This is a genomic window from Chroococcidiopsis cubana SAG 39.79 (assembly GCF_003991895.1).
In the GTDB taxonomy this organism is placed as follows: domain Bacteria; phylum Cyanobacteriota; class Cyanobacteriia; order Cyanobacteriales; family Chroococcidiopsidaceae; genus Chroococcidiopsis; species Chroococcidiopsis thermalis.
This window is the reverse complement of record NZ_RSCK01000086.1, coordinates 1-14671: the sequence shown is the minus strand read 5'-3', so window position 1 is coordinate 14671 and position 14671 is coordinate 1. Positions and strand designations below refer to the sequence as shown.

The 14671-nt window shown below is 41.2% G+C and carries 12 protein-coding genes and 2 pseudogenes; all 14 read right to left on the bottom strand.

What is annotated here, in order from left to right; all coding sequences use genetic code 11:
* Positions 1–16: 16 nt before the first annotated feature.
* The 14 genes and pseudogenes from DSM107010_RS29720 to DSM107010_RS29660 all read right to left on the bottom strand — a co-directional run bounded on the left by DSM107010_RS29720 (position 17) and on the right by DSM107010_RS29660 (position 14551).
* Positions 17–1153: an endo-1,4-beta-xylanase gene (locus DSM107010_RS29720; RefSeq protein ID WP_106168780.1), complete on the bottom strand. Its 1137-nt coding sequence runs from the start codon at positions 1151–1153 to the stop codon at positions 17–19.
* Positions 1150–1907, bottom strand: a pseudogene (locus DSM107010_RS29715) (WecB/TagA/CpsF family glycosyltransferase). The gene DSM107010_RS29720 and the pseudogene DSM107010_RS29715 overlap by 4 nt, the downstream one beginning before the upstream one ends.
* Entirely contained in the window at positions 1904–3112 is a 1209-nt protein-coding gene (locus DSM107010_RS29710; RefSeq protein ID WP_106168781.1) for a glycosyltransferase family 4 protein, read from the bottom strand. Before DSM107010_RS29710 ends, DSM107010_RS29715 begins: the two are co-directional and overlap by 4 nt.
* 88 nt (positions 3113–3200) lie before the next feature.
* Positions 3201–3473, bottom strand: coding sequence for a Mo-dependent nitrogenase C-terminal domain-containing protein (locus DSM107010_RS29705; RefSeq protein ID WP_106168782.1), 273 nt, complete (start codon positions 3471–3473; stop codon positions 3201–3203).
* 364 nt (positions 3474–3837) lie between these two features.
* Positions 3838–4494 (bottom strand): annotated as a pseudogene (locus tag DSM107010_RS40210) (glycosyltransferase); the annotation flags it as partial.
* A 24-nt stretch (positions 4495–4518) separates the two neighbouring features.
* Positions 4519–5019 carry a glycosyltransferase gene (locus tag DSM107010_RS40205; RefSeq protein ID WP_199755816.1) on the bottom strand — a complete coding sequence of 167 codons (501 nt, stop codon included), beginning with the start codon at positions 5017–5019 and terminating at the stop codon, positions 4519–4521.
* 14 nt (positions 5020–5033) lie between these two features.
* Entirely contained in the window at positions 5034–6305 is a 1272-nt protein-coding gene (locus tag DSM107010_RS29695) for an O-antigen ligase family protein (protein WP_106168783.1), read from the bottom strand.
* 258 nt (positions 6306–6563) lie between these two features.
* Entirely contained in the window at positions 6564–7517 is a 954-nt protein-coding gene (locus DSM107010_RS29690; RefSeq protein ID WP_127024602.1) for a glycosyltransferase family 2 protein, read from the bottom strand.
* 230 nt (positions 7518–7747) lie between these two features.
* Positions 7748–8983: a lipopolysaccharide biosynthesis protein gene (locus DSM107010_RS29685; protein ID WP_199755815.1), complete on the bottom strand. Its 1236-nt coding sequence runs from the start codon at positions 8981–8983 to the stop codon at positions 7748–7750.
* Between the two features lie 12 nt (positions 8984–8995).
* A complete protein-coding gene (locus tag DSM107010_RS29680) occupies positions 8996–10024 on the bottom strand; it encodes a hypothetical protein (RefSeq protein ID WP_241994401.1) in 1029 nt (342 codons plus the stop codon).
* A gap of 62 nt (positions 10025–10086) precedes the next feature.
* Positions 10087–10851 (bottom strand): aspartate/glutamate racemase family protein, encoded by a 765-nt coding sequence (locus tag DSM107010_RS29675; RefSeq protein WP_015154207.1) that lies wholly within the window; start codon positions 10849–10851, stop codon positions 10087–10089.
* A gap of 103 nt (positions 10852–10954) precedes the next feature.
* The gene (locus DSM107010_RS29670) at positions 10955–11770 is read right to left on the bottom strand and encodes a tyrosine-protein kinase family protein (RefSeq protein ID WP_106166597.1); all 816 of its coding nucleotides are present in this window, start codon (positions 11768–11770) and stop codon (positions 10955–10957) included.
* Between the two features lie 86 nt (positions 11771–11856).
* On the bottom strand, positions 11857–13272 hold the full coding sequence (locus DSM107010_RS29665; protein WP_106166596.1) for a GumC family protein: 1416 nt from the start codon (positions 13270–13272) through the stop codon (positions 11857–11859).
* Positions 13273–13306: 34 nt separating this feature from the next.
* Positions 13307–14551, bottom strand: a complete 1245-nt coding sequence (locus tag DSM107010_RS29660) for a sugar transferase (protein WP_241994400.1) — start codon at positions 14549–14551, stop codon at positions 13307–13309.
* Positions 14552–14671 lie beyond the last annotated feature (120 nt).

The window sequence follows — 14671 nt, the reverse complement described above, 5'->3', positions numbered from 1 at the left end:
TGAGAATGAGACCCTCCTATAAAGGTGTCGCTTGCTTAAAAGCACGGGCGATCGCCTTCCACGCCTCCTTGCGTCTCATGTTTGCATCAAGTGGTAAGGGACGTACCGCTTCCCCATCTCGGCGTGCTTGCCTCTGAGACAGCCAAGTGTAGCGATCGCTCAGTCCCCAAGTGATGACGGCAATGACCTCTGGCTCATCTAATACCACGGACAGATAATCTTGATAAATTCCGGCAACTAGGCGATCGCGGAGATGAATATCTGATGGCAGGTGTTTGTCTGTCACATCCAGTTCGGTAATTAGAATTTTCAGACCGAGACTTGCAATATCCTTTAGAAAAGCCCTTAATTGACTAGGGTTAAAGCGAGTCTCTCCCCCCCATAAGTGAGCTTGAATACCAAGAGCCTGCACGGGAGTTCCCTGAGATCTCAAACGCTCTAGTAACTTTAAAACAGCAGTTCTCTTTGCTTCATCTTTAGGCGTGTCATACTCCATACCATAATCGTTGTAAACTAGTAATGCCTGCGGGTCTGCTGTAGATGCGGCGCGAAACGCTAGATCGAGATAATCGGAACCCAAAAACCTCAACCACGGCGTAATTCGCAAACTATCAGACCGTCCATCCTCGGGAAAAACTGCCTCGTTGACCACATCCCAGGAATGCATCTGTCCGGCATAATGCCCAGCAACTTTTGTGATGTGTTCCAGCATTATCTGTCTGGCATTCCGATGGTTGACCGTCGATTTAAACCATGATGGTAATCGGGCGTGCCATAACAAGGTGTGTCCGCGAAAAAGTAGATTGTGAGTTTTGGCAAACTGAGCTAGGCGATCGCTGCGCGTAAAGTCAAAACGGTTTAGACTAGGGCGAAGACTTTTCCACTTCAATTCATCTTCTGGCACGAGCATGGCACACTCTCGAACAAAGCTGCTGGCAAATTGCGGATTGGATGACAGCATGTATTCTTGCGTAGCAGCTCCATAGATTAATCCCTTCGCTGCTGCCCATTCGCGTAAAGAAGCATTCTCGATCGCTGCGTCTGTATCCGCCGTTAATATCTGCCGATCGTACCCAGCCTGAGCTTGACTAGCGCCAGCACCTATACCTGCTAAAGCGCCCAAACCTAATAAAAACCTACGTCTGCCAGTCATCGTTCTTTAACTAATAACTCAGTGGCAAATAGCCTCAAGATCAACCAAGGCTCAATTGAGTAGCGTCGCCAGAGCCGTTGCGGTTCAGCCAGCAAGCGAAACAACCACTCTAGACCGAATTGTCCCGCCCATCTAGGGGGAGTTGGTACGGCTCCTGCTACGTAGTCCATAGCAGCTCCAGCAGTCAAAATCGCATTGGCAGACAGTCGATCGAGGTTATCTAGTATCCAGTGTTCTTGTCGAGGCATACCTATACCCAACATCAGTACGTGCGGTTGGTAAGCGGCGATCGCGTCCAAAACGGCTCTGTTTTCTGAACTGCTCGGATGTACGTCAAAATAACCGTGAGCGTAGCTAATTGCAAGCCAGGAAATCGCTGTCGTAGTATACTAGCACCCCGCTCGACGACTCCTGGTTTACCTCCCAAATAAAATATGCGCCAACCTTGCTGCGCGGCTACCGCCATCAAATGATCTGTCCAGTCTACATATGTAACTCGATGCTCTCGTCTAAGAGGCAAGCCCAGCAACCGCCCCAGCAAAATTAAAGACATACCATCAACATGTATGTAGTCAGCGCGATCGTAGAAGGCACGCATCTTTGGGTCTTTGTGGTAGATGCAAAGACTGTGTAAATTGTGATTGGCAATAATCCATCGTTCGTCATGCTTAACAGCCTCGGCAATGAGGCGATTGAGATCCGAGATTGTCAATGCATTCACCCACACTCCAAGCAGGTAATAGGACTGCTTCATTGTTCCCTATCCCTAAAGATTTGCTCAACTGTTTCAATTAATGTCCGAACGCGGGCAGTCCAACTGTGGTAAGTGAGGATCTCTTGACGAGCTAGCTCTCCCATGTTTGGTAACGCTACCCGCGACTCATAAGCTCTGACCAATGCCAATTTGAGCGCTTGTTTATCGCCAGAAGGAAACAAAAATCCGGTTTCTCCATCTCGCAGCGTGAACTTGGCATCCTCAAAAGCCGAAGCTAAAACTGGTTTGCCCATCGCCATGTACTCATAGATTTTGAGCGGCGAATGATACATTGCACCGATTTGTAATTTGACATGACCGGAATATCCTAAGTCAAATCCGGCGATATAATCGGGTACTTCGTCCCAGGAAACTTGACCGACAAACTCGACCCGGTTTGATAAACCCAAGCTACGAGCTTTAGATTCCCACTCCTGTCGCATCTGACCGTCTCCTACAACGACCAGAGACAGATCGAAGCCATCCGTTTGCAAATCGTTAAGGACTTCTAGCAAATCGTCTAAACCCTGCCAAGGGTAAAGATTACCGACAAATCCAATTGTGAAGTTATCGAATATGCGTTTGGGATGGCGACCCTTGGAGTCAAAAACACTAGTATCTACGCCGTTGGGTAAGACAATGACTTTCTCTGGTGAAATCTCTGCTTCTCGAATGATAATCTCTTTGAGTGCTTGGGTGACGCAGACCAGCAGATCGCACTCTCGGTAGGCTTGAATTTCCAATTGACGTTGGAGATCGCTTAAAACAACATTCTTTCGCTCTGCTTTTGTTTCGTAGAACAAAGGGGAATTAGTTTCTAAGATCCAGGGAATACCGTGCTGCTTGAAGATCCAACCTAGAGACTGCAACGCAGCACGACGCTCGTAAACCAAATCTACCTTTTGAGCTAATTCTTGCCAAGCTCGTCTTGCATTGAGGTTACTCATGTACAAGCGGATTAAATCCGATCCAAGAGTCCGAACAAATCCTGCTGTTACGGCGCGCTCCGAGCCTTTTGTCACCCAACTACGCGGGACGCGATCGCCTACAATAAAAGGATGAACTTGCCATTGGAGAGCTGCAAAAGCTCTCATCACTCCCAACATATGCGATCGCGGTCCGCCTGCTTCAGCATCAGGACGAGTAGAGGCTCGTGGGGCAGCAGATAAGTAGCCAAGCCTGCGTATCACACTTTTGCGTTCCATATTTACAGTTCTAAAACACTGTCATTAGCCCTTAAATTCTGCAAAAATTGCAATGACTGCTTAACTAATTTTTTGACAGCGTTAAGTACTAGCAATATATTGCTATATCCTCTCCGCATTCGTCCGCTAGATAGCATAGGGCTTTAAAGCGAAGATTTACCACTTGCTCGTAAAAAGGATTTAACTTGCATAGGGGCGGAATATGAACTAGGATGCGATTGAAGAACTTGATTTCGCGCTCAAACGGACAACTGGATGGAATTGCCTTACACAATAAATGGGCTTTTTTAGAGTCACGAATCTCAATTCCATCCAACCAAGAACAAACTAGTTCTTTTAGATTGATAAGTTTCATCATCATTTTCACTCCTTTTTATCTATAGCACTTGCGATCGATGCATAAGATTTGGAAGTTGTAAGTCGTAAGTTGTCATTACGAAATCACAAACGAGTAATGACATTCATTTTGCGTGTTGTACAGTTCGATCGGAATGCTATAGATGGTTAATACTAGTGTTTAGCAATTTAAGCTTTAGGGAAAGGTGGGCAATGCCCACCCTACTACATGGTGGGAAGAGTGTTACATCCAACTCGATGTTTTTCGGTGAAAATAAACTGGCAAACCTGATAGTAAATCTCAGAAGCTGTTATCTTCAACCTTGATGTTTAATTTACAACAACAAAAGTGTCAAACTAGGAACAAAAAGGTAACAAATTGGGAAAAGTTAGGATTGCGAGATTGAGTTATGAACTATTTGTGTGCTTACCTTGGGTCGCAAAGTAGTGTAGTAAATATCTTCCAAAATACTAGTTTGACTGCGAAGATTAAATCGGGTGCGGACTCGTGCTTGACCGTTTTGGCTAAGTTGCTGCCATAAGGTTCGGTCGTTAAGTAAGAGCAAAATATATTCAGCTAGTGTCCTCCAATCTCGTTCTCTAGCCAGGAAACCTGTCTGACCGTGTAATATAGCATCAGGGATACCAGAATGCATCGAACTGACAACTGGCAATCCCATTGCTTGAGCTTCGATGAGAACAATAGGAAGCCCCTCTGAGTCTCCTGTAGCAGCCGTTACGCTTGGTGCAGCCAGCAAAAGCGCCTGATTCATCCAGTTTTTTACGACTTGTGGCGGTTGCGTTCCGAGAAAATGATAGCGACGTAGTTTTATCGCTGCCATGTTTTCTAAATCAACCCTTAAGGGTCCATCACCAATTATCACCAGCTCCACATCTGGCATTACTGCTTGTACTTGGTTCATAGCTTGAATCAGATATTTACACCCTTTCTTCTCAGCTAGCCGTCCCACAAACAGCACGATTGGACGACGTTGCACGGATGGATCGGGTTGAAAAGTTTCTGTATCGACACCAATATGATGTACAACTACTTTATTTGACGGAAAATCCTACTCTAGTAACTTCTGCTTAATAGACTCAGAAACCGCAATAAATAGCCGTGCCTTCTGCTTTAGTACCTCTCGACGACGCAGATAAACGCGGTGACTCCAGAAGGAGGCTTTTGCATACTTATCGTGCATAGTAGCGTCATAACCGTGGAACGTAACTACGAGCGGGACTTGTAAACATTGCGCTAGTGGCAAAGCGATCGCCCCATCTGGGGCAAAATGAGCGTGAATCAGTGCGGGATGAAGTCGCTGTAAAGATCGCACAAAATCGACAGATGTTTTCCCCCATAACTTATAAGACAGCTCATTTGTCAAGCCTAACAATCCACCTTGGTTGAGGGCGATCCGGCGCTCTTGAGGAAGTTGCAAACCTTGTACGAGACGAGAGCCTACGTAATAAGGAATAAAATCCCGTAAGGCTTCTGCTTGTTTTTGCACAAAGGTTTCTGAGGCAGGCAGGAGATTATTTCTATAAATTAGGACAACAGGTTTGTGAAGCATATTTGATTGTTTTCCTATGCTGAAAATTTCCGAGTTGCAGGCGGTTTGGCTGGCTGAGGCTGAATCGTCATTGAGAAAACCGTTGAAACATAAAAAATCCAAAAAATATTGTTTTGCTGCAAGATAATGCTGTCGGTCATGTTATACGGCAACAAGAATGTCAAAAACGCTAATGGAAACATTCCTGTGGCAGTTTGGTTAGTACGCGCCCAGATCAGCGATCGCCCAAAGTAAATCGAGAATCCCAAGACAAATACTGCAATACCTAGTAAGCCTAAATCGAGTCCTAATTGTAAATAACCATTGTGAGCGTATGTAGGTTCCCAAATCAGTACGTTCCATACCCTTCCAGATTCGCCCTGCCAACCCAGCCAGAAGGCACTATATCCATAACCCAACCAGGGATATTTTTGGATTGCTTGCAGCAAAACAGACCACAATTCTGTGCGTCCGGTAAAAGTTAAATCCCGTCCGGTAGCACCGAGAATTGCTTCCACTTGACTCAAAAGCCATAGAACCATAGCTGCACCAAGCGTCACTGTCATGACAACACAATGCATGAATAGAGGATTGCGCCACCGCCACAGGCTGTAGAGTGGCAATAGAGCGAGAACAATTAGGGAAGACAAAAAGGGTGTTGCTGACGTTGACAGCAGCATTAAGGCAACTGAAAGTGCAAAACCAGTCCATGCAATCCATCGATATCTGTAGCTATAAAGAGCAAAAAGCGAGAACAACACCACGCTTAAACCCATAGCTCGACCCAAGGCATTTTTATGCACGAAGATTCCTCGCCAAGCACCGATGTGTCCCCCTTCCTGGTGAACTCCGTAAGCTGGCAGGGCGATCGCAAACAGAAAACTGAGTACTATTGCTATACCTAGAGTCCACGCGAGCAACTGCAATTGCTGTTTTAAACTGTAGCGCGTCGCTAAGTACACCCCAAATAAAGTTGTCATGACGAGTGCTACACTACGGCGGAGAGTGACTATTGGTGCAACAGACCAAAGCACGGAGAAAAGCGCGATCGCGACTAGTAGGATTAACAGCTTTTCCTTAAGTACGAGTTGCATAACACTTTTCCACCGCAGCAGAATCAGGAAGAAGGTGACTGCATAGACCCCAAATAAAAAAATTTGCATGACTGGATCGCCTTCAGTCGCATCAAGTACAAATCCTTCTTGACGGCGGAAAAGCGAAATTAAAGCATCTGAGAAAAGTAGTAGAGCTAAAACTACAAATCCTTTTTCAAATAAGTTTTTCTGGATGGCAATCTGTAGTTTCATCTTCTATTGAGTTGAGTTCAATTGATGTTTATTTCTTGCAGATTTGCAATTAAAAATACAGAAATTAAACGTTTGAAGTTTCAGATCTCGATCCCCCCTAACCCCCTTGAAAAAGGGGGGAACTAATAGCCCCTTTTGAAGGGGGTTGGGGGATCGACTACAAAGCGACTGCAACAAAAAGGGGGGAACTAATACCCCCTTTTGAAGGGGGTTGGGGGATCGACTACAAAGCGACTGCAACAACGAACACATGAATTATTATCGCTCCCAAATTTTTAAACTATAATAAACTGCTCTTAAACTAATTCCCAGCCTTTCTAGAATTGAAATTGAAGCCAGATATTTTTTGACAAGTTCTTTAGCTGATGCTTCCACTCCGCCAGTACGCCAGTAAATGCTAAGTCCTTTGGCGAAAGATTTATTAGTAAACTTTGCTAATTCTGGAAATCTAACTCTCATCCAGTTAGCCATAATTAAAATCGATCTTGCCATATATTGTTGTCGATCGCTCCTAGCAGTGTAAGCGTTACAATCGTGTACTCTTTGAATAGTTAGCTCTCGATCTAAGAAAAAACCTGGACTTAACGCGATCGCCGAAAATTTCAAGCAGCGGTCAGCTGAGGTTTTATGAGTTTTATACTGAGGCAAGGGAAAAATTTGCTTTAGCAGAGAACGTGTAAAGCACAAACCAGAGGTCGGAGGTATAATAAAATCGACTTTTCCTCGTTCGAGCATTGACGCTCTAAAATCGCATTTTTGCGATCGCGACTGCTTTGTTTCCTCTGTGATAGTTACATATACATTGTCATGGCATATTCGTTTTAGCAACTTACCCGTTTTCATATCCATTACCTTAATGCTATGAAAACACCAACCGATATCTGGGTTATTTTTAAATACATTGACAACTTCTGAAACTTTTTCTAATAGAGCCAGATCGTCGGCATCAAGGAAACAAATAATATCACCTTTAGCTATGTTAAATCCGACGTTCAATGCTGACGACTGACCCTCATTTTCTTTCAAAACTGGAATGACTCGATCTTGATAACGAGCGATGACTTCGCGAGAATTATCGATAGAACCATCATCAACTACAATAACTTCCAAATGAGAATAAGTTTGATTTAAAGCACTTTCAATTGCTTTATCAACGTAACAACCATAGTTACAATTATTGATAAGTATACTAACTAAAGGTCGATCGTTCATATCTCATTACCTTCTCTGTCAGAGCGAATCAGCTAACGCATGAAACTCAGAATGTGCCAAAATAACTTTGGAGCGAGTATGAAAATTGTTAGAGCATAAAAAACAGCACCGATTAGCGTATAGATCGCTAGTGAGGCTGGTAGAGAGAGCAAACTAGGCAAAAAATATTTGGCTGCTAAAATAGCACTGACCATAACCGAGGTTGCCGCGATCGCGATCGCCTATCTACGTCAATATGCGATCGGTTGTAAAGGAATTAATTTACGCACTACATATATAGAAATTGGAAAAGTCAAATAGCTACCAATGACATAAGCTAATGCAACAGCTACAACTCCCCAACGAGTTACTAATATAAAACCTAAAATATTAACTACAGCAGTCAGACAGTTTACCCCCAATTTCCAAGCTGGTTTACCTTTAGCCATCATTACAGTGGAATTGAAGTTAAACATCGAGTGGAGAATGCCAACAAATGCTAATACTTGCATAATTGGAATACTCGATCGCCACTGACTGCCAAATAAGATCTGTACGACTTCAGGCGCTAACACAGCCATACCAATAAAAGTTGGAAAAGCGACGAGACTTGTTAGTTGCGTCACAGCGTAGAACGCACGTTGCAATCGTTCTGGTTCTGCTTGTAGCTTAGAAAAAGTAGGTAATGCGACTTGATTAGTGACGGTAATTAGTAATTGCGTCATGACCAATAACACTCGATAGGCAATGGTGTAATACCCTAGTGCTACAGGACCGAGAAAATATCCGATTAAAAAATCGTCAGTGCGGCGATTAAAGAAATTGATTGCGTTTAATCCGATCGCATTAATACCAAAAACAAATAATTCCTGGAAGTGTTTTACAGAAACACAAAATCTTGGTCGCCAGTCACTAGCACTCCATAAAACCACAGCTCCTACTAAAGCACCCGCTAACTTTTGACCGACAAGGCTCCAAACACCAAAGCCAGCAACCGCCATAGTAATGCCAATCGTACCAGCGCCTAGAGTTGCCAAGAGCGATCGCGCCGCGACAAACTTAAAAGCCAATTCGCGATGAAAAATTGCTTGCTGTACGCAACTGAAGGAGTTCAACAAAAAACTCAGCGACAGCCATTGTAAGATTGGTGCTAGTTGTTGACGGTTGAATAAATTAGCAATTGGTTTAGCAAAAATGATGCTGCATATAGTTAGTAATATACCAACTGTCAAGTTTGCCCAAAAAGCAGAATCTAGATGCTCTGGCTCTAATTGCTGGCGTTGAACGATCGCCTGAGATAATCCTTGGTCGAGAAAGATTTCCATCAAAGCAATAAAAACGCTAGCTAAAGCAACCAGACCAAATTCTTCTGGTTTAAGTAAGCGAGCTAGTAGAGAAAATACAGCAAAGGAGATTGTCTGACTACCCCAGTGCTGAATCACAGACCACACTACACCTTTAACTACTTTTTGGCGGATGTCCATCATAGGATACCCTGGTTACGATTTTGATGGATTTAACAGTGCTGTTTTAAAGGCTTGAGCTAACTTTTGCAGAGCAATTAGGCGATCGCTGGGAGACAGAAAACATTTCTGCTTATCGAGAGGTAGATCGAGAGGATTGTAAATCATAGTGGCAGAGGGAGTATTATTAGCATCAACAATGTACAATCGTCGATCTCTTCTATCTCTGAGTATGTCTAATTCGCCATAATCCAGTCCTAATTTTTGGCAAAAACATAAAATTTTACTAATTTCTACTTCAGAAAAAATGTCTTGAGCCTCCGCTAACCGTACCGAAATTAGGTGAGCAAAAGATCTACCAAAGCGATGTTCGACTGGGAAGTATTTTAAATAAACAAAGGGAATTATATATTTAAATACCGGAACTCTTAGTAGTAGTACTTTGCCGTCTTCTACTTCATTATCGATGAGTTTGTTATAAACAATACCTGGTTCTACTGTGTCAATCGGACAAGCAATTATCTTGCCGTCGTGCTGACCGTTTAGGTCGGATTTCATCACGCATTGTCCGGTATATGTCAGCGGATCTACAGTGACGCTGTAACCAAACACAGTATGAAATACTCGATCTACATATGTTTTGCTAATATTTTCGCAGTTTATATTGACAATGCTAAGAATTGGATTTTGAACTGATAATCGAAATAGTACGTAATCCTTTGGGGAAAAAGTTGCATCTTTCCACTTAATGCATAGATCGAAAGCTGCTTCGGGGTTATTAGTGACGTTATAACCTAGAAAGAGGCAGATATAGTAAATTGCCCCAGAAGTAGGAAACTCTGGGTAGAACAAGATTGTTTTTCTATTAGCAATTAACTTTTTAGTTGTTACTACTTGATTTCGGAAAAGATTTGATAGCTGCCGATCTATTACGGTAGAAAGATTATACTTGTACGTTCTATATAAATGAAGTAAGGGAAAAGGTATGTATGTTTGTAGTAGTTTGGCGATCGCTGGGATTGATTTGAACCCAAACAAGCGTAGTAGAGCAAAAACTATCTTCACATACTTACCCTGTGATTTATGTATTTGTGACATATTGACCGTCCAATAAAAACTGGTTTTGGTTAACGCTCATTGAAGGAATAAATAGGCGATCGCCTTCTCGAATCGACAGTTATAAAATCTGCATCGTGTGGTTGTAAATCGATGAATCTTCTTAAATTTGTTGCTATAATTAAGAGCGGATCTACGATGCGATAATATTGGGCATGATGTTGGATAAGGTACTTTGCAAGCAAGTGAAATTCAGTACATCCGGCAATAAAAGAATTTACTTCATATTTATTTAGTAATGTATTGAGGAAAACCAGAGCTGATTTCTGAATACCTTCTTTTTTTATTTGATAAATCAGATTGTGAATCTGTTTATGCTCTGCTTGCGGAACAATTATGTATGGTTCAGCCCATTTCCACAATCTATGTTGTTGAAAAATACATGCATTTAGCGTTCCTTGCGTACAGAGTAAAAGTTGATGTTCTTGCCTATTTAAGACTTCTTCTAGAATTAAATCGACCAAAGACACGATCTTCTCTCTCAAAATTGATGGAACCTTGGGAAGAAAATAATGTATAGTTATACAAGGGATGACAATCTTATCAACACCCAATAAGTAAAGTGTTTCTAGAACTGTAATTAGATCGTTAAGTAATAACTCATCTAAGCCATTAGCGATCGCTTCCGTGCGATCGGGAATTGTCGGATCGGAGTAAAGAAAACATGCAGGCATTTCTTGTTCTCTATCGGCAAGATTAAACTCATAGATTGTTTTTAAAAACTCCGCAGACGCAAGGGGACCCATTCCCCCCAATATTCCTAAAACTTTTTTCATACGTTCCTCAACTTTTTTCTAAGGTTCAACAATTTTGCTTGTTTTACTAGCTGGCAGTGATTTTTGCGATCGAGTACTTAGCCTTCCAAAACTTTATCAATTCTCACGTAGAATTATGAGTATAGCCATTGTATTTAAAAGAAATTTTTTTAGAGGATATGTTATTGTTTTTTAAATTCCTTTTTCTGAAAGAGACTAAGGAATGATTGAATTTTTCTTCTTTGCTCCAATTATTAATGACCAAACCCAGAGGTTTTTGAGTAGAACGCTCTAATAACTCCTTAGCAGCATCAGCACTGACGTAGTTAAGTAATCCAGGTCGTGCTACAAATAAAACGCCATCACTCATATGACTCAAAGTGAGAGCATCAGCTGCATGGCTGAAAGCAGGCGCATCGATAATTACAAAATCGTAGCGAGCAGCAAAATAATCAATTAATAAAGCCATCCGTGGAGAGTCTAGCAGAGCTATAGGTTTAGGCGGTATGACTCCAGCCGTCAAAATATCTAAATTAGCCACATCAGACTTTTCTATGACCTCAAATCCAGCTTGACCGCTTAGAATATTGCTTAAACCAGATGTATTAGACAATCTCCAAATTTGGTGCTGTATTGGATGGTGCATATTTGCATCTACTAACAGAACTTTACGTCCTATTTCTGCCATAGTTGCGGCTAAATTAGCTGAAATTGTAGACTTACCTTCTTTAGAGATAGAGCTTGTTACCACAATTGTTTTGAAGGCTTTATTAGAGTTTTTTAAACTACTGAAAAAAGTTCCGATACTGAGAGATGGCTTAATTTTTCTTTTTGCGTGAGTGGCTTGAATCGATATACTATCTGCTGGATGTAATAGATGAAAAAATCTTAGATTAGCCTGAAGGATATTGAATGCCTCACTGATGGGAGAATCAGGCATTTCTCTTACAAAAACTGGTGGAATATTTTGCTGTTCATCCTGACGATGACTATTAACTTTTTTCCCAAACTGAGGAATATCACCTACTACTGCGTAGCCAAAAATTTTTTGACTTCTTGAAGTGATTTAATAGATTTGTCCGTTATTTCTAAAATTAGAACGGCAATTGTAGAAAGAAAAATTCCTGATAAAATTCCTAAAATGACGATCGAAGCTGGTTTGCGAATAGAAGCTTTTGTAGGAACTAAGGCGTTTTCAATTATAGTAGCATTACCTGTGTTTTGGTTTTCTGCCAACCGCACTTCTTGAAATTTCTGTAACAAGGTTTGGTAAGTAGACTGAGCTGCTGCTAGTCTTCGCTGTAGCTCTCGCTGTTCCTGTTCTAATTTGGGTAGAGTCGTGAGTCGTTTTTTAAAGCTAGATTGAGCTTTAGATAATGAAGCCAAACGACTATGTATAGCCAAGCGCGTTCCTTCCGTAGCAGCAAAATTTTCAATTAGTTTTTGTTGACTTTCTCCAATTTGTAAACTCTGATTGGATATTTGCGTATGAGTCCCAAGTGCTTGTTGAACGCGATCGTGCAATAATGAATTGAGGCTATCTCTTTCATGCTTTAGACTGATAATCGTAGGATTATTGTCTGAAAAGCGATTTTGCTGGACTACTATTTGACTTTCTACTTGTTGTAATTCTTCCAGAACTTTTTGCACCCCTAAAGACTGATTGAGAGAGTTTATAGCCAAGGCATCCTTTGAAGTCATGCCTACTTTCTGTTGAAGATTTACTGACCGAGTAGTAGCATCAGCAAGGTCAGCTTCAGTTTGCTTGATTTTGTTTTCTAACTCCTCAATAATTTTGACTGCCGATTTAGCTTCCTCATCCAAAGCTACGACTTGATTTTTTTCCTTAAATTGGCGCAAAGCTACTTCTACCTGACGGACACTAGCTTCAGCTATGGGTAATTGCTTGGCAATAAATTTATTCGCCGTAACAGCTTCAGTGCGATTAGCAAGTAAATTTCTAGTGATGTAAAGGTTCATGAGTTTGTTGACTACTACCGCAGCTTGTGTAGAATCATGACTTTTATAAGAAATTACTAACATATCTGTTGCTCCAATATTTTTTACATCGAGCTGTTGTTTGATAATTGTTTGTGGGTCTAGAAAAGTGCCGTTTTGGTCTTTTAAGTTAAGGGTACTAATCGTCTGTTGTACCAGAGGAATAGAACGAATAATCTCTATTTCTGTATTGAGAGGACTGCTCTTTGCTGCTAGCGGAGGATCTAATTCTCCTAATTGTTGACCTACTCCTGTTAGAGAAGGAGTACGGCTAACTTTTAATAGGAGTTTTCCTTGAGCTTCGTATTCAGGTTGTTGCAAACATGCTACTAAGGTTGCAAGGACAGAAACTAATCCAAAAGTAGCTACAGCAGGTATCCAATTGCGTTTTAGGCTCTCCCAATACTTTTGCAAATCTAAATTAAGATGTTCTTGAGATTCCATAAGATCTTTTTAATACATAAGCGATAAGTATTTTTCAGTAAGCTCCTGTTTTCTGAGCTACAGTCACAATCGTTTTTAGCAAAATCTGTAAATCTAACCACAAAGACCAGTTTTCTATATAGAAAATATCCAAAAGCAGAACATCTTTAAAGTTAGTAATTTCTGAACGACCGGATGTTTGCCAAAGACCAGTTATTCCTGGTAAAACTTCGTGGCGAATTAATTGAGTTTCCGAAAGTTGCTCAATGTCCCTGAGCGGTAGCGGGCGAGGACCAACTAAACTCATTTCACCACAAATTACGTTGAATACTTGGGGCAGTTCATCTAAACTATAACGTCTTAAAACACGTCCAACTTTTGTAAGGCGAGGGTCATTTTTAATTTTAAATAATATACCGTCATTCATTTCATTAAAGTTTTCCAATTCCTTTTGAAGCTTGTCTGCATTATTAACCATTGTTCTAAATTTCCAAACATTGAAGTGTTTACCATGTAAACCTACGCGAGTCTGTTGATAAAATATAGAACCGGGAGAATCTAGTTTAATTAAAAGCGCGATCGCTAGATATAGAGGTGATAAAACTAAGATAATTAGAACGGCTAGGCAAAAGTCAAAACAGCGCTTGATCCGAAAATCTAATCCTGCAATTAATGGAGGAGAAAGTTTGAAGAAGGGTATGCCGCTTTTTAGTGATAAAAATGCTCCCATTTTCTCCTCTACAATTTCTTCTAAGCTAAGTGGCAAAATATTGAGTGTTATGCCATGATTACGCAATCTCCAATAAAGAAACATTCTTTGCTCTATTTTGTGCCAAGAACAGACAAATACTTCAACTGCTCCTGAGCTAGTAATTTCATCAACTATTTTGTCTACACCATATTTCTCTAATGCGTAAATTGGCAAATATCCTATAATTCTGTAATGATTTTCTTGTACTAATAACTGGGTAGCTTTTTCAATATCTGTAGGAAAACCAATAACGAAAATTGGATTACAGATTGTACCTTGTTGGCGTAGCTTGTTAGTAGTAAAGTTCGCGCACAGTCGTCCAGCTAAAGAGAACAATACGCTGAGTAACCAAGCCCAAAAGAAAGTAGACCAGGGAATGAAATGATGTGATTGATAGGAAAAGACAATCGATAGTAGCAAAAGATGCGATAAAGTTAGGGCTTCGATTGAGCTTACATATTTACAATATTCTTCATTAGAGTTATATAATCCTCGTGCTACCATTATCCCAATATGAGCAATCGGAATCGGTAAAAGTAAGTTATTCAACTTCCAGGGAAAATCTAGAGGAGTGCAAAGAGTCTGGGTGGAATGGCACTAAGAAAAGCTGAAATACTTGTGATTTAAGCAGTTTGTAATTGTTCGTGTAATTCGTGCCTTGATTTCGTC

What these genes read in the sequence shown, in the direction of transcription:
- DSM107010_RS29720 (WP_106168780.1), bottom strand. Translation starts at nt 1,153, where the DNA reads ATGACTGGCAGACGTAGGTTTTTATTAGGTTTGGGCGCTTTAGCAGGT.
- DSM107010_RS29710 (WP_106168781.1), bottom strand. Translation starts at nt 3,112, where the DNA reads ATGGAACGCAAAAGTGTGATACGCAGGCTTGGCTACTTATCTGCTGCC.
- DSM107010_RS29705 (WP_106168782.1), bottom strand. Translation starts at nt 3,473, where the DNA reads ATGATGATGAAACTTATCAATCTAAAAGAACTAGTTTGTTCTTGGTTG.
- DSM107010_RS40205 (WP_199755816.1), bottom strand. Translation starts at nt 5,019, where the DNA reads ATGCTTCACAAACCTGTTGTCCTAATTTATAGAAATAATCTCCTGCCT.
- DSM107010_RS29695 (WP_106168783.1), bottom strand. Translation starts at nt 6,305, where the DNA reads ATGAAACTACAGATTGCCATCCAGAAAAACTTATTTGAAAAAGGATTT.
- DSM107010_RS29690 (WP_127024602.1), bottom strand. Translation starts at nt 7,517, where the DNA reads ATGAACGATCGACCTTTAGTTAGTATACTTATCAATAATTGTAACTAT.
- DSM107010_RS29685 (WP_199755815.1), bottom strand. Translation starts at nt 8,983, where the DNA reads ATGATGGACATCCGCCAAAAAGTAGTTAAAGGTGTAGTGTGGTCTGTG.
- DSM107010_RS29675 (WP_015154207.1), bottom strand. Translation starts at nt 10,851, where the DNA reads ATGAAAAAAGTTTTAGGAATATTGGGGGGAATGGGTCCCCTTGCGTCT.
- DSM107010_RS29670 (WP_106166597.1), bottom strand. Translation starts at nt 11,770, where the DNA reads ATGCCTGATTCTCCCATCAGTGAGGCATTCAATATCCTTCAGGCTAAT.
- DSM107010_RS29665 (WP_106166596.1), bottom strand. Translation starts at nt 13,272, where the DNA reads ATGGAATCTCAAGAACATCTTAATTTAGATTTGCAAAAGTATTGGGAG.